A 21,195-nucleotide genomic window follows, 5' to 3' on the forward strand; every position below is an offset into this window, starting at 1 on the left:
CCTTCTAGGATTGCTCTGCGTATTTATTCTTCTTAGCCATACGCTCACGCTCATTTTTATCAAGTACTTTTTTACGCAAACGAATTGATTGAGGTGTGATTTCACAGTACTCATCATCGTTCAAGTATTCAAGAGCTTCTTCAAGCGTCATGATACGTGGTTTTTTGCGAGTAGTTGTTGCTTCTTTATTTGCTGAACGGATGTTATTAGCAGCTTTCACTTTCGTGATGTTAACTGTTAAGTCATTATCACGCGTGTGCTCTCCTACAATCATTCCTTCATAGATATCAGTACCTGGCTCAACGAAAATTGTTCCACGGTCCTCAACACCTAAAATTCCGTATTCAGAGGCTTTACCTGTCTCCATTGAAACAAGAACACCTTTAGAACGTCCACCAACACGGCCTTGTGCCATTGGTTGGTAGCTATCGAATGTATGGTTGATGATTCCGTAACCACGAGTAAGTGTTAAGAAATCTGTCGTGTATCCAATCAAACCACGAGCTGGAACCATGAAGATTAAACGTACTTGGCCAGAACCGTTATTGATCATATCAAGCATTTCACCTTTACGCTCACCCATTGATTCAATGATCGAACCAGTGTGCTCTTCAGGGATGTCAATTTGTACACGTTCAACAGGCTCCATACGAACACCATCGATTAAGCGAACGATAACTTCAGGTTTTGAAACTTGAATTTCAAAGCCCTCACGACGCATGTTTTCAATCAAGATGGATAAGTGAAGCTCTCCACGACCTGATACTACCCAAGCATCCGGTGAATCAGTTTCTTCAACACGTAGAGAAACATCTGTCTCTAATTGTGCAAGAAGACGCTCTTCGATTTTACGCGCTGTAACCCATTTCCCTTCGCGACCTGCGAATGGACTGTTGTTTACTAAGAACGTCATTTGAAGAGTTGGCTCATCAATACGAAGAATTGGCAGCGCCTCAGGATGTTCAATCGGACAAACTGTTTCTCCAACGTTAATGTCTTCCATACCAGAAACCGCAATCAGATCTCCTGCTTTAGCTTCTTGAATTTCAATACGTTTTAGTCCCATAAATCCGAACATTTTAGTCACACGGAAGTTTTTCACTGTTCCATCAAGCTTCATTAGTGAAACCTGTTGGCCAACTGTCATTGTTCCACGGAACACACGCCCGATACCGATACGTCCTACGTAGTCATTATAATCAAGAAGGGCTACTTGGAATTGTAAACCTTCCTCACTGTTATCTACTGGTGCTGGAATTTTTTCAATGATTGCATCATAAATAACCTGCATGTTTTCATCTTGATCAGCTGGATCGGATGATAAACTTGCTGTTCCGTTCATTCCGGAAGCAAAGATTACAGGGAATTCTAACTGGTCATCATTTGCATCAAGTTCAATGAATAATTCTAAAACTTCATCTACTACTTCTTCTGGACGAGCAAAATCACGGTCAATTTTATTAACAACTACGATTGGCTGTAAGTTTTGTTCTAATGCTTTTTTCAGTACGAAACGAGTTTGTGGCATACAACCTTCGTATGCATCAACAATAAGAAGAACACCATCTACCATTTTCATGATACGTTCTACTTCACCACCGAAATCGGCGTGACCAGGCGTGTCCAAAATATTAATTTTCGTGTCTTTGTACTGGATTGCTGTGTTTTTTGCGAGAATCGTGATTCCACGCTCTCTTTCAATGTCATTCGAGTCCATTGCACGTTCATCAACATGTTCATTCGAACGGAACGTACCTGATTGTTTCAACATTTGGTCTACTAACGTTGTTTTACCATGGTCAACGTGAGCAATAATAGCGATATTACGTAAATCTTGACGAGTATTAGTCATTTTTCCACTCCATATTCTTTTTTCGAGTCCATAACTGTGATATTATAGCACGGATAGCTCAAAATTACACCTTTGAGTTTTTTCCCATGAGGAGGAACCGTGATATGAAAAATTTAAAATGGATTTTTGTACTGTATTCTTTGCTTGCCATCGCTGCAATGGCGTCTATCGGAGTGGCCGTTTCCTACCGAAGTGTACCTTTTGTATTACTTGCGATTTTTGCACTGATCGTCATAATGGGATTTGGCTTTAAAAAGAAAAAAGAGTACCGAGAAAAAGGATTACTCGACTAATTTAGCTTTTATACACAAAAAACAGTAGATTCTCTTTTTCTTAAGGGAGAATCTACTGTTTTTTCTTTACGTTGTTTGAGGCGTCAGGTAATAAGTAATTATTTCATCAAATAATGCGGGATTCGCAATAATAAAAGGCTGATTTTTCAGTAGATCAAAAGGTCCTCCACCAAGTGTGCCACAAATTGCTCCCACTTCCTCAGCGATTACCATTCCTCCAGCAACATCCCAAGCAGATAAGCGCATCGAGAAATATGCGTCCAAGCGACCCGTTACGACATAGCTAATTTCAAGTGCCGCCGAACCATAAGATCGAGTCCCTCGCACTCGCTTTACTAGCTCAGCAACTTTTGTGTGATCGATATGTCGGTTAGGGGCTACCCAAGATGCATTCACACCAATTAAGCTATCTTCAAATTGTGTAGTAGCCAATTTAGGCAGCTGTTTTCCATTCTGAAAAGCACCTTGTCCTTTTGTAGCGGAAATCATTTCGCCGGTCATTACTTGATAAATATACCCAAGTTCTCCAATGCCCTCTTTATAAATCCCTACCGTTATACAAAAATTACGTTGTTGATTGATAAAATTGGTTGTCCCATCAATAGGGTCGACAATCCAAACATAACCATCCCAATCAGTAATAGTGTCTCCAAATCCTTCTTCCCCTAATAATCGATGTGTAGGAAAGTGTTGATTTACTTGAGATACAAAAAATTGTTCCGTTTCCATATCAATATTTGTAACAAGATCTGAAGGAGAACTTTTTTCAGTAATGGTCATCTGAGTATGTAGGGATGCCTTAATACGTTCGCCCGCTTGTTTAATAATGCTTTGTGCGACTTCATCAATTTGCACTAAGTTCATGAGCTCTCCACCTCCTGTAAGTTATTTTAGTGTAACAAAAAAAGCACCCTCTGGCATCAATGTTGCAGCGGGGTGCTTTATCTATAAGAACTTATCATCTACGTCATAATCTCCTTTAATTCATTAGTGATTTCAAATAGTCGGTGCTTTACGCCTTCTATCTCTATCTCGTCTTGACGCTCCATAGCATCGTGTAATGAAACTAGGAAATAATCAAGCTCTAACTCCAGCAACTGTTTACGTTGTTTGTCCATCTCATCTTTTCGCACAATATGAATGACTTGGCGCATCGGAAGTCCCCCTTTTTCGTTTGAAATACTTGTTACAAGATTTTTACCCGATTGTCATTTAAACTAAACCTAGAGGAAAGGAGTTTTTTCATGAGTTATTGGACACAAAAAGATTTTGACGTATTTAAAAAAGAAGGATTAGAAGCTCGCATGCAAGGCCTGGAAACTCAGATCCGTCCTAAGTTTCATGAACTAGGTGCACAGTTTTCAGATGAATTAGCAGCTAAGCTTGGCCATGAGATGTTTCCCCATGTGGCTAAACACGCTAGACGCACTGTTAACCCTCCTAAAGATAGTTGGGTGGCATTCGCTCCCTATAAAAGAGGCTATAAAGCGCTTCCTCATTTCCAGATTGGTTTATGGGAAAGTCATGTATTTATAATTCTTGCTGTCATTTATGAAGCACCTACCAAAACAGCCATTGCCGATAAGTTAGGAAAGAAGATGTCGTTAATCACTTCCCTCCCTAAAGATTATGTGATTTCGGGAAATCATATGAAACCCGATGCTGAAGCTATCACGAAATCTACAACGGCTCATTATTTGCAACGATTAGCAACAATCAAAAAAGGGGAGCTGGTCATCGGACGACATTTGTCAGTTGATGAAGCAGCTACCCTTTCGAAAGAACAATTCTATACGTATGTAACAGATACATTCGATGAATTACTTCCTTTATATCAAAAAATGACAGAACTAAACTAAGTAGCTTAAGCTACTTAGTTTTTTTAGTTAAGCGAATGCGTTCTTGCCCTTCCTTTGCCGCTTTCACAACCGGGTAAGCAGAATAGCCGCTTGCCTCTTCAAACTCTCTAAACGAAGTCTTTTCCTCAGCTATGGAGCGAACCACTTCTTTAAACTTCTTGTAATGCGTCATCACTTTGTCACGCGTAATACCTTTTTCGTAAGCTTCTTCGATAGCCTGATAAAATTCGACTACTGCCACCATTTCTTCCGTTGTCCAATCAAAAGACAATGGGTAACTGTATTCATTTGCCATTAGTTGCACCATCTTTCTTTCACTTCATTCATTTCTTGGTCAAATCGAGTCAGCAATTGTTTCACACTCGGAATATCGTTGATTAGTCCGACCGCTTGTCCAGCCCATCCAAAGCCTTCCTCCTGTAAACCTTCATAAATGAATTTCTTATTTGCTTCACCACTAATTAAATCTTTCAACGCTTCGTAAGTAGGTGTTACTTCTTCGATTTCAAGAATTTTTGTTGTCCAGTCTGATTTTAACGCACGAGCTGGGGCTCCGATAGAACGTTTGATGACTACCGTGTCTTGTTCACCCGCAGCTATAATGGCTTGTTTATAGGCAGTTGAAGCATGCACGCATTCAGTAGTTGCAATAAAGCGCGTCCCCATCTCAACCCCTTCTGCTCCTAACGCAAGAGCGGCCATAATTCCGTACCCATCTGCAATGCCCCCTGATGCAATGACTGGGATCTTTAAAGACTGGGAAACTTTTCGAATTAAGATTTGAGTGGCTACGTCATCACGACCAAGATGACCTCCCCCTTCTTGTCCTACTACCATAACAGCATCGGCACCTAACTCTTGCGCTTTTACGGCTTGGCGCACTGCTGCTACAAGCACCAATTTTTTGATCGATGTTCCTTCGAGTAAGGTGAATAAAGGCGCTGGGTTCCCACCTGTCATACTTATGACTGGAACTGCTTCTTCCACAGCTACCTGCACCATATGTTCGAATGGTCTACCATGTTGCCCAATAGCATAATTGACTCCAAAAGGTTGATCTGTCAGTTCTCGCACACGTCGAATCTCTGAACGTAGTTCTTCAGTTCCTGGCAAACTCATCGCAGTGATTTGACCAAGTCCCCCTGCGTTTGAAACAGCTGCACATAAGTCAGAATACGCTAAATAGGCAAGACCCCCTTGTACAATCGGTTTCTCGATACCTAATAGTTCTGTTATTCGTGTTTTCATAAAATCCCCTCCCCCTCTCAGTCTATCAAGTTTTTTCTTTATTTAGTAGCAGGGAAATGCTATACTTCACTTGTTTTCTATTTCAACAATAAAGGTGGTTAGCACGTTGTCACAATTAGAAACTCCCTTGTTCGATGCCCTTCTCAAGCACCGTAACAGGCATCCGATTCAATTCCACATTCCAGGACACAAAAAAGGTCAAGGAATTGATCCGGCATTTCGAGAGTTCGTTGGCGATAATGTATTGTCGATCGATTTAATTAATATTGCTCCTTTGGATGATCTTCATTCGCCAAAAGGCGCTATCAAAAAAGCGCAGCATCTTGCCGCAGAAGCGTTTGGAGCAGACGCTACATTCTTTTCTGTACAAGGTACAAGCGGCGCTATCATGACTATGATTTTGACGATTTGTGGACCAGGAGACAAACTGTTGGTTCCTCGAAATGTTCATAAATCCATCATGTCTGCCATCGTCTTTGCTGGGGCTATCCCGGTCTTCATTCACCCAGAAGTCGATACAGAGCTTGGAATCTCTCATGGTATTTCAGCAGAATCAGTAGAGAGAGCGTTAGATGCGCATCCAGACGCTAGTGGCCTTTTAGTTATCAACCCAACTTATTTCGGATTTGCTGCCGACTTGAAGCGAATCGTCGATTTAGCTCACAGCCGCAATATCCCAGTGGTCGTCGATGAAGCTCATGGCGTCCACATACATTTTCATGACAAATTACCGATTTCAGCTATGGCAGCAGGAGCTGATATGGCAGCCACTTCAGTGCATAAATTAGGTGGCTCTATGACGCAGACTTCGGTGTTAAATGTACGAGAAGGTCTAGTTTCAGCAAAACGCGTTCAATCCATCCTATCTATGTTAACGACGACATCTACATCTTATCCACTTTTAGCTTCTTTAGATACGGCTCGTCGCCAACTAGCCATCCACGGATACGATTTGATTGATAGCGCAATTCGCATCTCAAAGGACGCCCGCAAACGAATTAACGCCATCCCGCATTTGTATTGCGCAGGAGTTGAAAAACTAACGACTTCGGCAACCTATGACATGGACCCTACAAAAATTCTTATCAGCGTAAAAGATTTAGGAATCACGGGTTACGAGGCAGAGGTGTGGTTACGTGAGAAAGCAAATATTGAAGTTGAACTTTCTGACCTTTACAACATTCTGTGTCTCCTCACGTTAGGTGATACTAAAAAAGAAGTGAATTTGTTACTCAATGCTCTGACTAGAATGTCAGCAGCTTTTGAATCTGACGCAGCTATCAAAGAAACAGAGGTCACATTGCCTGCCATCCCTGCTCTTGCGATGTCACCACGAGATGCTTTTTATGCTAAAACAGAAATTATTCCTTTAGCGGAAGCAACTGGTCGTATCTCAGCTGAGTTTGTGATGGTTTATCCACCGGGTATTCCCATCTTTATTCCAGGCGAAATTATCGCGCAAGATAATATTGATTATATTTATATGAATATGGAAGCAGGTCTACCTGTTCAAGGGCCAGAAGATGATACTCTTGAAACGATTCATGTGATTAAAGAAACAAAAGCTATTTATTAATAAGGCTGCGACAAAATAAAATCAGTAAGTTCTCTAAGGTGAAAACCCAGAGAATTTACTGATTTTTTGTGTCTATTAAGTCTATTATTATATTTGTCCTATGCGATTTATTGTGGAATTTGAATTTCTTTGGGATCAATAAAGCCGTAGCCTTTTTCTTTGAGACCCAGTACAATCTCTTCTAAAGCGCCTGCTGTCCATTCTCGGTCATGCATTAAAAGATTCGCACCATTCGTTAAATAGGGCGTGTTAACCATTATATCAGCCAATGCTGAAGCGTCTTGGTATTGCGCTTCCCAATCGTATCCGTAGGTCCAATTCATCAACAGCATACCTTCTGAAGCCACGAGTTCTTTACTGAAATCGGTATTGACCCCAAATGGTGCACGGAAGAATTGAGGTTTTTCACCAATAGCTTCTTCTATAGTCGTATTAATTGTCATAATTTCTTGCTGTTGTTGTTCTTCCGAGCTGTCACGCAGGTTTGCATGTGTTTCAGTATGATTGCCAATAGCAAACCCCATGTCATAGATTTTGCGTAAAGTTTCTTTTTCTTCATCAGTATCAATAAAGTGTCCGTTCACAAAAAATATTGCTGGAACTTCTAGTGCAAGCAATGTCTCGGCCATCTCTAAGCTATATGTATCAGGTGCATCATCAATCGTCAGTAAAACTGCTTGTTCAGGAGCATCTGCAATCGGCACGAGCGTCCAATTTGCTTCATTCAACTCATACTTTGGCTCACTTGTTACTTCTTCTACCTCTTCAACCTCTTCTTCCACTTCTTCAGGTTGTTCAGGCTCTTCTACTTGCTCTTGTGCTTGATCATTTGTCTCTTCAGGTTGATTAGCTTCTTGATCCGCACATGCAGAAAGTACAAGGCTCAGCGATAGTAATGCAATCAGGTGTTTATTCAATGGTGTCTCCTCCTCTATAGGTGCAAGTATAGCATTCTATATCCATTTTTCCACATAGAAAAAGTCCTGCCGCATGCGGCAGGACCTGTTTATTTATTTACTTAGGATGTGGATTGGGTGACCCATCACAACTTCTGCAGCTTCCATTGAAATCTCACCAAGTGTTGGGTGAGCATGAATTGTCATAGCGATGTCTTCCACCGTCATGCCTGCTTCAATTGCTAGACCAAGTTCAGCGATCATATCTGACGCGCCTTGACCTACGATTTGTGCACCAATTAATAATCCATCTTCTTTACGAGAAACAAGCTTCACAAAGCCCTCTGTAGCATCAAGTGCAAGGGCACGTCCGTTTGCGCCGAATGGGAATTTCCCAGCGTTCACTTCATAGCCTTCAGCTTTTGCTTGTTCTTCAGAAAGACCAACTGTTGCTAGTTCTGGATCTGTGAAACATACAGCTGGGATAGCTAAGTAATCAACTACTGATTTTTCACCAGCAATTGCTTCAGCAGCCACTTTACCTTCATAAGAAGCTTTGTGAGCTAACTGAGGTCCTGCTACGATATCACCGATTGCATAGATGTTCTCTACGCTTGTACGGCACTGCTCATCAACCTCGATCAAACCACGCTCACCGAATTTGATACCGATTTCTTCTAAACCGATTTCATCCGTGTTCGGGCGACGTCCAACTGTTACTAATGCATAGTCAGCTTCAATTGTTTTTTCTTCTCCGCCAACTTCATACGTTACAGTAACGCCAGTTTCAGTTTCTTCAACACCCTTAGCAGATGCCTTAACCGCAACTTCTACACCTTTTTTCTTAAGTGCTTTTTTCACGATTTGTGTCATTTGTTTTTCAAAACCAGCTAAGATGTCATTTCCACCTTCAATGATTGTTACTTCAGAACCTAGGTTAGCATAAGCTGTACCTAATTCAGTACCGATGTACCCGCCACCGATAACGACCAATTTTGCAGGCACTTCGTTAAGAGCTAGAGCTCCTGTTGAGTTGATAACGCGTTTAGAATATTTAAAAGTTGGAATCTCTACTGGACGAGAACCAGTAGCAATGATTGCGTTTTTGAATTTGTATGTCTGAGCGCTATCTTCTTTCATGATACGTACAGTGTTCGCATCAACGAAATAAGCTTCTCCATCAACCACTTCAACGCCATTTCCTTTTAAAAGACCAGATACGCCGCCAGTTAATTTCTTAACAACGCTGTTTTTAAATTCTTGCGCTTTAGCGAAGTCAATAGTTACGTCAGATGCTGTAATACCCATGTTGTCTGAGTGTTTCGCTTGTTCAAAACGGTGACCTACAGAGATCAACGCTTTTGAAGGAATACATCCAACATTTAGACAAACGCCACCAATATGTTCTTTTTCAACTACTGTAACTTTTTGTCCTGTTTGTGCTGCGCGAATTGCGGCAACATAACCACCAGGGCCTGATCCAACGACCAGTGTATCTACTTCGATTGGAAAATCTCCTACTACCATAGTTTTACGCCTCCATTAATAGATGTTCTGGGTTACCCAGTAATCGTTTGATGTGATTCAACGCATGTTGGGCAGTTGCACCATCCACCATACGGTGATCAAAGCTCAATGATAATGCTAACACAGGTGCTGCTACAATTTCACCATTTTTAATGACAGGCTTCTCAGAAATTCGACCAATTCCTAAAATAGCTACTTCTGGATGATTGATTACTGGTGTAAACCATTGACCTCCAGCTGATCCGATATTTGTGATCGAGCATGAAGCACCTTTCATATCTTGTGGGCTTAATTTGCCATCACGTGCTTTAGTTGCCAATGTGTTGATTTCGTCTGAAATCGCGAACATCGATTTGCGGTCTGCATTTTTAATTACTGGAACAAGTAGACCCTTTTCAGTGTCTGCTGCAATTCCAATATTGTAATAGTGCTTGTGAACGATTTCTTGTGCATCGTCGTCATAAGAAACGTTTAGTGCTGGGAATTCACGAAGCGTGCTTACCAAAGCTTTTACCACATATGGTAGGTACGTCAACTTAATTTCTTTCTCAGCCGCGATTTCTTTAAATTTCTTGCGGTGAGCAACTAATTCTGTAACGTCTACTTCATCCATAAGCGTTACGTGAGGAGCTGTGTGTTTCGAGTGAACCATCGCTTTTGCAATTGCTTTTCGAATACCTGAAATCTTTTCACGAGTTTCAGGGAACTCTCCTTCAGTAGCTTGAGGAGTAGATTTTTTCGGCGCTTCTTGAGATTTTGACTCTGTTGCCTCTTGTTGTGGCACAGCTGCTTCTTCTGCTGCTGAAGACGTTTGATCTCCATTCATGAAGCTTTCAATATCTTCTTTCATGATACGTCCGTTTTTCCCACTACCAGTCACTTCAGCAATCTCAACACTGTTGTCGCGCGCAAACTTGCGGACTGAAGGCATAGCAATAATGCGCTCTGATCCTTTAGGTTTTTCCTTTTGTTCTGCTGGTTCTGGTTGCTCTTTCGTCACTTCTTCTTTTTCTTCTTTAGAAGGAGCAGTTTCTTTTTTCTCAACGTCTTGACCTGCTTCAGCTGTAGCTTGAACTTGTTCTTCTGTTTTAGAAGCCTCTTTTTTCGCAGGAGCGTCTTCTTTGTCGTCCCCTTTAAATTTAAGGTCTTCATAGCCAGGAGCATCGATTCGAACTAAAACATCTCCAACGACTGCTACAGTTCCTTCTTCTACTAAAACTTCTTCCACTTTCCCTTTAACAGGTGAAGGGATTTCAACGACTGCTTTATCGTTCTGCACTTCGCACAGAATGTCGTCTTCATTTATTTCATCGCCAGCTTTTACGAACCACTTGACGATTTCTCCTTCATGGATACCTTCTCCAATGTCTGGTAATCGAAATTCAAATGCCACTATGCGTCACCCTTTCTAATTAAAATTCAAGTACTTTTTTAGCAGTTGCTAATACATCTTTATAGTTTGGAAGCCAAACTGTTTCGGCTTGTGAGAATGGGAATACAGTGTCAGGTGCAGTAACACGTAATACTGGTGCATCCAGGCTTAAAATTGCACGCTCAGTAATTTCTGCTACAACATTCGCTGCAATACCTGCTTGTTTTTGTGCTTCTTGAACGACCATAGCACGTCCAGTTTTCTCAACTGAAGCAATGATAGTTTCGATATCTAATGGCTGCACTGTACGTAAGTCAATAACTTCAGCAGATTTACCATCTTTCTCTAGCTCATCAGCTGCTTTTAGTGCTTCATGTACCATTGCACCATAAGAGATGATTGTAATATCAGTTCCTTCGCGTTTTACATCCGCTTTGCCAAGTGGAATTGTGTAAGACTCTTCTGGTACTTCACCACGGAACGAACGATATAATTTCATGTGCTCTAAGAAAATAACAGGATCATTATCACGAATAGAAGCAATTAGTAATCCTTTTGCGTCGTAAGGTGTTGATGGAATGACAACTTTCACACCAGGTGTTGATGTCATAAGTAGTTCCAGGCTATCTGCGTGCATTTCAGGTGTATGAACGCCTCCACCAAATGGAGAACGAATCGTTACTGGTGCATGGAAGCTTCCACCTGTGCGGAAACGCATACGCGCTAATTGCCCACTGATAGAATCCATAACTTCAAATACAAAACCAAAGAACTGAATCTCTGGAACCGGACGGAAGCCAGTCAAAGATAAACCGACTGCTAATCCACCAATACCTGATTCTGCAAGGGGTGTATCAAAAACGCGATCTACACCGAATTCTTTTTGGAGGCCTTCAGTTGCACGGAACACTCCACCATTTACGCCAACGTCTTCACCAAATACAAGAACGTTTTCGTCATCTTTTAATTCACAGCGTAATGCGTCTGTGATTGCTTGGATCATGGTCATTTGTGCCATTGTTTACTTCGACTCCTTTTCTGTGTAGTACGCTTTTTGCTCATCAAGATTATAAGGGTTTTCATCGTACATAATATCGATTAAATCAGTAACTTTTTGTTTTGGTGCAGCATCTGCTTTTTTCACAGCTTCTTTAATCTCTTCTTTTGCACGTTCAATGACTTCATTTTCTTTTTCTTCTGTCCATAACCCTTTGTTTGTTAGGAATGCACGGAAACGAATAAGTGGATCACGTTTTTCCCACTCAGAGTCTGTCTCAGAAGTACGGTAACGCGTTGGGTCATCCCCTGCCATTGTATGTGGACCATAACGGTAACATAATGCCTCAATGAAAGTTGGACCTTCTCCAGCAACCGCACGTTCGCGGGCTTGCTTTGTCACTGCATAGACTGCAAGTGCATCCATACCATCAACTAGAATCGATGGAACTCCAGCTGCGATACCTTTTTGAGCAATTGTTTTTGCTGCTGTTTGAAGTGAGCGTGGTGTAGAGATCGCAAATTGGTTATTTTGTACAAAGAAGATTGCAGGTACTTTATAAGCGCCAGCAAAGTTAAGTCCTTCGTAGAAATCACCTTGAGAAGATCCACCATCACCTGTGTATGTTACAGCTACAGCTTTTTGACCTTTTTTCTGGAAGCCCATTGCAACTCCAGCTGCTTGAATATACTGTGCTCCAATAATAATTTGTGGTGGGAATACATTTACGCCCTCAGGAATCTGGTTCCCCATAAAGTGGCCACGGCTAAATAAAAATGCTTGATAAAGTGGTAGACCATGCCATACAATTTGCGGCACGTCGCGATAACCTGGCAAAATGAAATCTTCTTTTTCAAGCGCAAACTGAGAAGCTAATTGAGAAGCTTCTTGACCAGCAGTTGGTGCGTAAAAACCAAGACGACCTTGACGATTCAGTGAAATGGAGCGTTGATCTAAAATTCGCGTATAGACCATACGAGACATCAATTCTACGAACTGATCGTCTGTTAGTTCTGGCATTAGATCCTCGTTTACTACATTTCCTTCTTCATCTAGCACTTGCACCAATTCAAATTTTTCTTCGATTTCATGAAGTACGTTCACTGCATCGAAATGATTGTTTTTACTTTCCGACATAAAACAACTCTCCTTTTATTCTGTATTAAAATAAAGTCACCTTCGAGTAATACACGTCAGTATCATTTTTAAGTATAACTGACCGAAATAGCATGGTCAATCGTTTGAGATGCCATCTGATTGTTCGAAAAAATATATTTATTCACTTCTGTACTAGTTCAAAATTACAATCTGTATTATATCAGTTTAGTGTTCAATCAATATCTGTATAACACAAAAGCAGCCCCTAATAGAGCTGCTCTAATTTCTTGCTATTTTACTATTCCTCTTGCTGCAACGTCTCAAACACTTCGTCTGTTACACGATTGAATTCTTCTGTTTGTTCATTCATTTCTGTCACAAGCTGTTGGACCTGATCATTCTGGGCATTCACCTGTTGAACAAGTTCACGAATAGTTTCAATTGAAACTTCTTCACCGAGCATTTCATCATACATAGTTTCTTGCAGAGTAAGTAACGATTCGTAATTAGTGTATAAGTTTTCATATGTAGCATAACGAGCGTCGTATGCCGCATCGATTTGGTCGATTAGCGCCTGCACGTCTTGATCAACTTCCAATTCACTAAAATCACTAGCCGCCAAAGCACTGTCCATTGACTCTTTCTCAGTAGCTACTAATTCTTTTCGTTCATTTAGGGAAGCTTTCATTTCATCGATTTTTGTCGTCAGTTCTTCAGTTTGTTCCTGTTCTAATGAAAGAACTTCTTCAAACAATGTATACTCTTTCTGTTCGGCTGCATTCATATCGTCTTGCACAGAACGATAGTCTTCTTCTGCTGTATGCATCTGTTGCAACACTTCAGAGATTTGTTGTTCAGAGGAATCTCCAAACGTGCACCCAGACAGTAGCAATGTACTGACTGAAACAATACCTATCCATTTTTTCATTTTTACGACCTCCCAGTACTCCCCCCAACTATACCCATTAAAACAATCGTTTTCAATAAGAATATTGGCTTAGAATTTGATATACTCTACGTTAGAAAGGATTGATTTGATGATTACACTGACAGATATTATACGAGATGGTCATCCAACGCTTCGTAAAAAAGCAGATGAGCTCCACTTCCCACTTTCTGAGCAACAACTTCAACTGGCATCTGACTTAGTGACTTATGTAAAGATGAGTCAGGATCCAGTTCTTGCTGAAGAACACAATCTTCGACCAGGCATAGGACTTGCTGCTCCACAGGTAAATCATTCTGTGCGTATGTTTGCCCTGCATCTTACAGAAAACGATGAATTACTAAGTCGTATTTTTATAAATCCAAAAATTAAAAGTCATTCCGTCGAGAAAACATACATCACAACTGGTGAAGGGTGTCTCTCTGTTGATGAAGATATTGAAGGTCTTGTTCCGCGTTATGCACGCATCTCGATCTCAGCCTTCGACGAGACGGGTAAAGAATTTTCTATGCGCTTAAAAGGATTAAAAGGAATAGCGTTTCAACATGAGATGGATCATTTAAATGGAATTATGTTTTATGATCATATTAATCAAGAGAACCCTTATGCTTCCGTTCCAAATTCAATACCTTACGAAAGGCATAGCGCAAAGGAAAACCTTGAAAGTTAAATAGTTTGACTTTTCAGAATAAATACTTTACTATATTGTGATTTTCGCTTATACTTACTTATAAGGAGTGAGTATAATGTTGAAACGTTTACGAAAAAAAATGCTCAAACGTCTCGGCGAAATTCTCGGCAAAAAAACTGTAGCGTAGACTTTACCCCTCTAAATATTTTTTAGAGGGGTTTTCTTTATTTTCCTATGTGCACATGCTAAGATAAAGAGAATTGCAATGAATCTGAACGTGAAAAAGGAGAAGAAAAAAATGATTTACAAAGTATTGTATCAAGAAAACCCTACACAGGTACCCGTCCGCGAAAACACAAAGTGCATTTATATCGAGGCTGACTCAGAACGTGAAGTTCGTAAAAAATTGAGTAAACGCCCTATGATGATTGAATTCGTCCAATTGCTAGAAGGTGCGCACCTTGCGTACGAACAAGCTAGCGAAAACTATAAGGTTGAACAATAAGACTTATGAAATTTGTTCGGAATGATCAAACAGCTGTTTTCGCACTAGGCGGACTAGGTGAAATCGGTAAAAATACGTACGCAGTACAATTTCAAGATGAAATAATTGTAATTGATGCAGGAATTAAGTTTCCTGAAGACGATTTACTAGGAATTGATTATGTCATTCCAGATTATACGTATCTTGTTCGAAACCAAGATAAAATTAAAGGATTGTTTATCACGCATGGTCATGAAGATCATATTGGTGGTATCCCCTACTTATTAAAGAAAGTAAACATGCCTGTCTACGGTGGTAAACTTGCGTTAGGTCTACTTCGCAAAAAACTTGAAGAGCATGGCATTTTACGTCAAACAAAAATGACCGAAATCTCTGAAGATGACGTTATTAAGTTCAGAAAAACATCTATATCTTTCTATACAACAACACACAGTATTCCAGATGCGTATGGTCTTGTTGTTAAAACACCTTCAGGCAATATTGTACATACAGGTGATTTCAAATTTGACTTTACACCTGTAGGTGAGCCTGCAAACTTAACAAAAATGGCTGAAATCGGTAAAGAAGGCGTTCTCTGCTTACTTTCCGATTCGACAAATGCCGAAATTCCAAACTTCACGATGTCTGAACGTAAAGTTGGCGAAAGCATGGACAGTATTTTCCGCAAGGTTGATACTCGAATCATCTTCGCTACATTTGCATCCAACATACATCGACTTCAACAAGTTACCGATGCTGCTGTTCGTTATGGTCGTAAAATAGCTGTATTCGGAAGAAGCATGGACAATGCAATTACGATCGGTCGTGAACTAGGCTATATTACAGCGCCTAAAGAAACATTTATCGACACGAATGCATTGAATCGCTTGCCAGCAAATGAAGTATTGATTTTGTGTACGGGTTCTCAAGGAGAGCCAATGGCTGCTCTTTCTCGAATTGCCAATGGTACACACCGTCAAATCCAGATCCAACCAGGTGACACTGTTATCTTCTCGTCTTCTCCGATTCCAGGAAACCGAGCAAGTGTTAACCGTACGATCAATTTACTTTACCGAGCTGGAGCAGAAGTGATTCACGGCTCATTAAATAATATTCATACTTCTGGACACGGTTCACAAGAAGAGCAGAAGTTAATGCTTCGTCTTATGAAACCAAAATTCTTTATGCCAATTCACGGGGAATACCGCATGTTGAAATTGCACAGTGAATTAGCTGTGGACTGTGATATCCCTAAAGAAAACACGTTTATCATGGAGAACGGAGATGTCCTAGCCCTGACTGCAGATGATGCAACAGTTGCAGGCCGTGTGCCTTCAGGTGATGTTTACATCGATGGTAGCGGTATTGGCGATATTGGTAATATTGTTCTTCGCGATCGACGCGTACTTTCTGAGGAAGGTTTAGTCATAGTCGTGTTAACAGTAGACTTAAAGAAGAAGCGCATCGTTTCTGGTCCTGATTTGATTTCTCGAGGATTTGTCTACATGAGAGAATCCGGCATGATGATCAATGAAGCGCAACAAATGTTAAATCGCCACTTAAGAGGCCTGACGAAAGACAATCCTGAAGGATGGGATGACTTAAAGTCAGAAGTCATTAATGTTCTTGGTCCTCATCTTTATGATAAGACTAAGCGTAAACCAATGATCTTACCTGTAATTATGGAAGTGTAAGAATCTTAATTCAGACTACAACTCAACACAAATAAAAACAGTGGATTCTCTAGAATATTCCAGAGACTCCACTGTTTTTTGATTAGGTTAAGTTTTAGTTGAACACTTTCTTTTCGAATCGATTGATGTCGACATCTGCTCCAATAATAATCAAAATATCATTCGCTTGAAGTTTTTCATCAGCTTGAGGAGATACAAGAATAGATCTTCCTCTCTTAATGGCCACGATATTGATGCCATATTTTGCACGAATATCTAAATCGATAAGTGAATTGCCGGCCAACTTCGAGTTTACGATTAACTCCATAATAGAATGTTCATCGGAAAGCTCTAAGTAATCCAGTACGTTATTGGACAGAATGTTATTTGCAATTCGAATTCCCATATCCCGCTCAGGATGGACAACATTATCTGCGCCTAATTTCAGTAAAACTTTTTCATGATAGTCATTTTGCGCTTTTACTGTAATGCGTTTGACACCTAGTTCTTTTAACATTAGGGTCGTCAAAATACTAGATTGTATGTTATCTCCGATAGCTACAATGACATGCTCAAAGTTACGAATACCTAAAGACTTCAATACAGCCTCATCTGTCGTGTCTGCCACTACTGCTTGGGTAGCAACAGGTGCGAATTCATCTACCTTCTCACTTTCAATGTCTATCGCCATAACATCTGCACCCTGCTCAATCAATTCTTTTACAATACTTCCTCCGAATCGACCAAGTCCGATGACTACAAATTCTTTCTTCATAGTATTACCCACTTCCCTTTCGACCACTATTTCCATCATACATCAAAAACTTTCGTTATCGAGAGAAACTTATGATAAAATTAACACTAATCTTTGTCAATTTGGAGGTAACGCCGTGTCGAACGCACCGATCATTCGTTTTGAAAACGTCAGTAAATCTTACGGATCGAACGAACCAGTTTTACATAATATAAATTTTGAGCTTGAACGAGGGAAATTTTATACACTTCTTGGACCTTCTGGCTGTGGTAAGACGACCATTTTGCGTTTGATTGCAGGCTTCATTCAGCCGACATCAGGCAACATTCATTTAAATGAAAAAATCATTAATGATGTACCTGCTAATAATCGACAGGTCAATACAGTTTTCCAAGATTACGCCTTGTTCCCGCATTTGAATGTCTTTGAGAACATCGCGTTTGGTCTTCGCATCAAAAAGCTAAAGTCTGCTGAAGTAGACCGCAAAGTGAAGGAAGCACTAAAATTCGTGAATCTAGAAGGCTATGAAACACGTGAAATTGAGGAGATGTCTGGAGGGCAACGCCAGCGTGTCGCAATTGCGCGAGCTATTGTCAATGACCCGGAAATTATTTTATTAGATGAGCCTTTATCTGCGCTTGATTTAAAATTAAGAACTGAAATGCAATATGAATTGCGTGAACTTCAACAACGTCTAGGCAAAACGTTCATTTTTGTAACTCATGATCAAGAAGAAGCGTTGGCAATGTCAGATGAGATTTTTGTTATGAGTCATGGACAAATCGTTCAAAGTGGAACACCACTTGATATTTATGACGAACCAATCAACCGATTTGTTGCAGACTTTATTGGAGAATCTAATATAGTTGAAGGAATCATGATTGCGGATTACCGTGTGCAAATCGGAACAAAAGAGTTTGAATGTGTAGACAGAGGTCTTTCATCGGGTGAAAAAGTAGATATCGTAATTCGTCCTGAGGATTTAGAAATCAAGGGAATTGATCAAGGAAAAATGAATGTTCGAGTAGATACTCAATTATTCCGCGGTGTTCATTACGAGCTTTCCACTTACGATCAAGATGGCAATGAATGGTTAGTTCACTCCACTCGCAAAGCAGAGGTCGGTTCAACTATCGGATTAGACTTTGACCCAGAAGCGATTCATATCATGCGATTGAACGAATCTGAAGAAGAATTCGATCGCCGCTTAGAATCGTACGAGGTTACTGCCAATGGAAACTAAGTCACGAACATTTTTGATGGTTCCTTATTATTTATGGATGGTGCTATTTGTTGTAGCACCTATTCTGTTAGTAGGGTATTACTCATTTTTCGATATTCAAGGTAATTTCACCTTTGAAAATTATCAAAATTTCTTTACCGGCACTTATCTGTCGTTAACACTTAGTTCGTTTTGGTATGCCTCTTTAATTACAGTCTTTACTTTGTTGATTGCTTACCCAACAGCTTATTGGATTACCAAGACAAAACAAAAACAGCTTTGGCTGCTTTTAATTATTATCCCTTCTTGGATTAACCTACTATTAAAAACATATGCTTTTATCGGAATCTTTGGGATGAACGGTTCAATCAACAACTTTTTATCGTTCCTCGGACTCGAACGCCAACAAATTCTTTATACTGATTTTAGTTTTATATTCGTTTCTGTTTATATTTTTATTCCCTTCATGATCTTACCGATTTTTAATGCACTTGATAAATTAAATCCTGCACTACTCGACGCTTCACGAGATTTAGGGGCGAGCCAATGGATCACTTTCCGAAAAATCATTTGGCCACTTGCACTCGGAGGTGTAAAGGCGGGTATTCAAGCCACTTTCATCCCTGCCCTCTCGCTCTTCATGATTACAAGATTGATTGCAGGTAATAAAGTTATCACACTGGGTACTGCCATTGAGCAACAATTCTTAGTGACTCAAAACTGGGGAATGGGCTCGACCATTGCTGTCTTCTTGATCGTATTCATGGTCATCATCATGATTATTACTGGAGACCGTGAGAAAGGAGTGAATCAGCGTGGGAACTACTAGTAAATTAGCAAAAGTCTACTTGGCATTCGTTTTTATCATTTTATATGCACCAATTTTTTATCTAATTTTCTATTCATTTAATAGTGCAGGAAACATGTCGAATTTTGAAGGCTTTACTTGGGAGCATTATGCAGCAGTTTTCCAAGATACACGATTGCTTAGCATAGTGTTAAATACAATTATTGTAGCCCTATTATCGGCGCTGATCTCAACTGCAATTGGAGTACTTGGTGCAGTAGGTATCGTTTATATTACAAATAAACGCTTACGTCAGTCTCTTTTATCTTTAAACAATGTACTCATTGTCAGCCCTGACGTAATTATTGGTGCTTCTTTCTTAATATTATTTACTATGATTGGTGTTCGTCTAGGGTTTGCTTCCGTGCTAATATCTCATATTGCTTTTAGTGTACCGATTGTAGTCATCATGGTGCTTCCAAAACTTCAAGAGATGAGTTCTACTCTAGTAGACGCTGCTCGTGATTTAGGCGCCACTCGTCGCGATGTATTTACTCGCGTAATCATTCCTTATATTCGTCCAGGAATTTTTGCTGGGTTCTTCCTTGCACTGACTTATTCACTCGATGACTTTGCGGTTACTTTTTTCGTTACAGGAAATGGTTTTGCAACACTTTCTGTTGAAATTTACTCCATGGCTCGAGCTGGTATTACTTTAACTATTAATGCACTCTCAGGATTACTATTTATCGTTACTCTAATTCTTGTATTAGGGTACTACTTTGTAGTGAACCGGGCGAAAACACCATTCCAAGCGGGGGTGCCAAAATGAAATCATTGGTTAGAATAACCGTGTTAATACTTGCTACAGTTGCAGTGCTGTTTTATCTCAATACACAACTGAATGACTCTTCTGGCCGTGCAAGCTCCGACACTATTTCAGTATTTAACTGGGGAGAATATATCGATCCAGAACTTATTACTCAATTTGAAGAAGAGACTGGGATTCGTGTCATTTATGAGACATTCGATTCCAATGAGGCCATGCTGACAAAGATCCAACAGGGTGGTACTCGTTATGACATTGCAATGCCTTCTGAATATATGATAGAGAAGATGAAGGAAGAAGATTTACTCATCCCTATCGATCAATCAAAAATTCCAAATTTAGAAAATATCGATCCTTACTTTTTAGATTTACCTTTTGATCCCGGTAATCAATATTCTATTCCGTACTTTTGGGGCACAGTTGGAATTGCTTTTAATCCCACTCTTTTAGATGGTCAAACTTTTGAGAGTTGGAGTGATCTTTGGTCACCCGAACTTGAACAAGAAGTTATTTTAGTCGATGGAGCACGTGAAGTGATGGGAATGGGTCTAAACACATTAGGCTATTCTCTTAACTCTACAGATGATGAAGAACTGCGCGCTGCAACGGATCGATTAATGGAACTTGGCCCAAATGTAAAGGCCATCATTGGTGATGAGATTGTTGAAACGATGCGCAGAGATGAAGCTGCCATTGCACTTGTTTGGTCTGGTCAAGCGGCAGATATCATGTATGTAAATGAAGATATCGATTACAGTGTTCCTCAAGAAGGATCGAATCTGTGGTTTGACAACATGATCATTCCTAAAACTGCTGGTAACGTGGAAGGTGCTCATAAGTTCATTAACTTTATGCTAGATGCTGAAATAGCAGCCCAAAATGCAGACTATGTAGGCTATTCAACTCCTAACTTACTTGCGCTTGATTTAATGGACCCTGAGGTCACAGGTGATGTTCGTTTTTATCCTACAGAAGAGATGCGTGAAGAACTTGAAGTATACACGGATCTTGGACCTGAAATGCTCGGTAAATACAATGAATATTTCTTAGAATTTAAAATGAGTATGAATCGAAACTAACTAATCAACAAGGCGTGGCCAAAACTTTAATAAGAAGATTCTCTTGAGTTTATTCTAGAGAATCTTCTTATT

At 40.2% G+C, this 21,195-nt stretch carries 22 protein-coding genes; 10 read left to right on the plus strand and 12 right to left on the minus strand.

The window, feature by feature from the left end; translation table 11 throughout:
• Window positions 1–4: 4 nt before the first annotated feature.
• On the minus strand, window positions 5–1,852 hold the full coding sequence (gene typA / locus MKY84_RS10465) for a translational GTPase TypA (RefSeq protein ID WP_342525943.1): 1,848 nt from the start codon (window positions 1,850–1,852) through the stop codon (window positions 5–7).
• 104 nt (window positions 1,853–1,956) lie between these two features.
• Between typA and MKY84_RS10470 the strand changes: the two genes are divergently transcribed.
• A complete protein-coding gene (locus tag MKY84_RS10470; RefSeq protein ID WP_342525944.1) occupies window positions 1,957–2,145 on the plus strand; it encodes a YlaF family protein in 189 nt (62 codons plus the stop codon).
• Between the two features lie 66 nt (window positions 2,146–2,211).
• On the opposite strand, the gene MKY84_RS10475 is transcribed toward MKY84_RS10470, so the two are convergent.
• Together MKY84_RS10475 and MKY84_RS10480 are read right to left on the minus strand one after the other, a co-directional pair.
• Window positions 2,212–3,009, minus strand: coding sequence for an inositol monophosphatase family protein (locus tag MKY84_RS10475; protein WP_342525945.1), 798 nt, complete (start codon window positions 3,007–3,009; stop codon window positions 2,212–2,214).
• A gap of 98 nt (window positions 3,010–3,107) precedes the next feature.
• Window positions 3,108–3,299, minus strand: a complete 192-nt coding sequence (locus tag MKY84_RS10480) for a hypothetical protein (protein WP_342525946.1) — start codon at window positions 3,297–3,299, stop codon at window positions 3,108–3,110.
• 90 nt (window positions 3,300–3,389) lie between these two features.
• On the opposite strand from MKY84_RS10480, the gene MKY84_RS10485 reads away from it, so the two are divergent.
• Entirely contained in the window at window positions 3,390–4,004 is a 615-nt protein-coding gene (locus MKY84_RS10485; RefSeq protein ID WP_342525947.1) for a DUF1054 domain-containing protein, read from the plus strand.
• A 10-nt stretch (window positions 4,005–4,014) separates the two neighbouring features.
• Here the strand turns inward: MKY84_RS10485 and MKY84_RS10490 are convergent, their stop codons facing one another.
• Both MKY84_RS10490 and MKY84_RS10495 read right to left on the minus strand, forming a co-directional pair.
• Window positions 4,015–4,299: a UPF0223 family protein gene (locus MKY84_RS10490; protein ID WP_342525948.1), complete on the minus strand. Its 285-nt coding sequence runs from the start codon at window positions 4,297–4,299 to the stop codon at window positions 4,015–4,017.
• Entirely contained in the window at window positions 4,299–5,252 is a 954-nt protein-coding gene (locus MKY84_RS10495) for a nitronate monooxygenase family protein (RefSeq protein ID WP_342525949.1), read from the minus strand. Before MKY84_RS10495 ends, MKY84_RS10490 begins: the two co-directional genes overlap by 1 nt.
• Window positions 5,253–5,358: 106 nt before the next feature.
• On the opposite strand from MKY84_RS10495, the gene MKY84_RS10500 reads away from it, so the two are divergent.
• Window positions 5,359–6,828, plus strand: a complete 1,470-nt coding sequence (locus tag MKY84_RS10500; RefSeq protein ID WP_342525950.1) for an aminotransferase class I/II-fold pyridoxal phosphate-dependent enzyme — start codon at window positions 5,359–5,361, stop codon at window positions 6,826–6,828.
• Between the two features lie 107 nt (window positions 6,829–6,935).
• Here the strand turns inward: MKY84_RS10500 and MKY84_RS10505 are convergent, their stop codons facing one another.
• The 6 genes from MKY84_RS10505 to MKY84_RS10530 form a co-directional block, all read right to left on the minus strand.
• Window positions 6,936–7,745 (minus strand): polysaccharide deacetylase family protein, encoded by an 810-nt coding sequence (locus tag MKY84_RS10505; RefSeq protein WP_342525951.1) that lies wholly within the window; start codon window positions 7,743–7,745, stop codon window positions 6,936–6,938.
• Window positions 7,746–7,838: 93 nt separating this feature from the next.
• A complete protein-coding gene (lpdA, locus tag MKY84_RS10510) occupies window positions 7,839–9,251 on the minus strand; it encodes a dihydrolipoyl dehydrogenase (protein ID WP_342525952.1) in 1,413 nt (470 codons plus the stop codon).
• A 4-nt stretch (window positions 9,252–9,255) separates the two neighbouring features.
• Entirely contained in the window at window positions 9,256–10,644 is a 1,389-nt protein-coding gene (locus tag MKY84_RS10515) for a dihydrolipoamide acetyltransferase family protein (protein ID WP_342525953.1), read from the minus strand.
• Between the two features lie 19 nt (window positions 10,645–10,663).
• The gene (locus MKY84_RS10520; protein ID WP_342525954.1) at window positions 10,664–11,641 is read right to left on the minus strand and encodes an alpha-ketoacid dehydrogenase subunit beta; all 978 of its coding nucleotides are present in this window, start codon (window positions 11,639–11,641) and stop codon (window positions 10,664–10,666) included.
• A 3-nt stretch (window positions 11,642–11,644) separates the two neighbouring features.
• The gene (gene pdhA / locus MKY84_RS10525) at window positions 11,645–12,757 is read right to left on the minus strand and encodes a pyruvate dehydrogenase (acetyl-transferring) E1 component subunit alpha (RefSeq protein WP_342525955.1); all 1,113 of its coding nucleotides are present in this window, start codon (window positions 12,755–12,757) and stop codon (window positions 11,645–11,647) included.
• Between the two features lie 259 nt (window positions 12,758–13,016).
• Entirely contained in the window at window positions 13,017–13,646 is a 630-nt protein-coding gene (locus MKY84_RS10530) for a YkyA family protein (RefSeq protein WP_342525956.1), read from the minus strand.
• A 109-nt stretch (window positions 13,647–13,755) separates the two neighbouring features.
• On the opposite strand from MKY84_RS10530, the gene def reads away from it, so the two are divergent.
• The 3 genes from def to MKY84_RS10545 all read left to right on the plus strand — a co-directional run bounded on the left by def (window position 13,756) and on the right by MKY84_RS10545 (window position 16,473).
• Window positions 13,756–14,334, plus strand: coding sequence for a peptide deformylase (gene def / locus MKY84_RS10535; protein WP_342525957.1), 579 nt, complete (start codon window positions 13,756–13,758; stop codon window positions 14,332–14,334).
• 259 nt (window positions 14,335–14,593) lie between these two features.
• Window positions 14,594–14,800, plus strand: coding sequence for a DNA-directed RNA polymerase subunit epsilon (locus MKY84_RS10540; RefSeq protein ID WP_342525958.1), 207 nt, complete (start codon window positions 14,594–14,596; stop codon window positions 14,798–14,800).
• Window positions 14,801–14,805: 5 nt separating this feature from the next.
• On the plus strand, window positions 14,806–16,473 hold the full coding sequence (locus tag MKY84_RS10545; protein ID WP_342525959.1) for a ribonuclease J: 1,668 nt from the start codon (window positions 14,806–14,808) through the stop codon (window positions 16,471–16,473).
• A 94-nt stretch (window positions 16,474–16,567) separates the two neighbouring features.
• On the opposite strand, the gene MKY84_RS10550 is transcribed toward MKY84_RS10545, so the two are convergent.
• The gene (locus tag MKY84_RS10550) at window positions 16,568–17,227 is read right to left on the minus strand and encodes a TrkA family potassium uptake protein (RefSeq protein ID WP_342525960.1); all 660 of its coding nucleotides are present in this window, start codon (window positions 17,225–17,227) and stop codon (window positions 16,568–16,570) included.
• 115 nt (window positions 17,228–17,342) lie between these two features.
• Here MKY84_RS10550 and MKY84_RS10555 point away from each other — a divergent pair, with 115 nt between their 5' ends.
• From MKY84_RS10555 to MKY84_RS10570, 4 genes are read left to right on the plus strand one after another with little or no spacing between them, the layout of a single operon-like run.
• Complete coding sequence (locus tag MKY84_RS10555) at window positions 17,343–18,449, plus strand: ABC transporter ATP-binding protein (protein WP_342525961.1); 1,107 nt, start codon at window positions 17,343–17,345, stop codon at window positions 18,447–18,449.
• Window positions 18,439–19,257 carry an ABC transporter permease gene (locus MKY84_RS10560; RefSeq protein WP_342525962.1) on the plus strand — a complete coding sequence of 273 codons (819 nt, stop codon included), beginning with the start codon at window positions 18,439–18,441 and terminating at the stop codon, window positions 19,255–19,257. The genes MKY84_RS10555 and MKY84_RS10560 overlap by 11 nt, the downstream gene beginning before the upstream one ends.
• On the plus strand, window positions 19,244–20,047 hold the full coding sequence (locus MKY84_RS10565) for an ABC transporter permease (RefSeq protein WP_342525963.1): 804 nt from the start codon (window positions 19,244–19,246) through the stop codon (window positions 20,045–20,047). The genes MKY84_RS10560 and MKY84_RS10565 overlap by 14 nt, the downstream gene beginning before the upstream one ends.
• Window positions 20,044–21,123, plus strand: coding sequence for an ABC transporter substrate-binding protein (locus MKY84_RS10570; RefSeq protein WP_342525964.1), 1,080 nt, complete (start codon window positions 20,044–20,046; stop codon window positions 21,121–21,123). Before MKY84_RS10565 ends, MKY84_RS10570 begins: the two co-directional genes overlap by 4 nt.
• The last annotated feature ends 72 nt before the right edge of the window (window positions 21,124–21,195 follow it).

Origin of the sequence: Chryseomicrobium sp. FSL W7-1435, assembly GCF_038595005.1 — a bacterium.
GTDB lineage: Bacteria > Bacillota > Bacilli > Bacillales_A > Planococcaceae > Chryseomicrobium.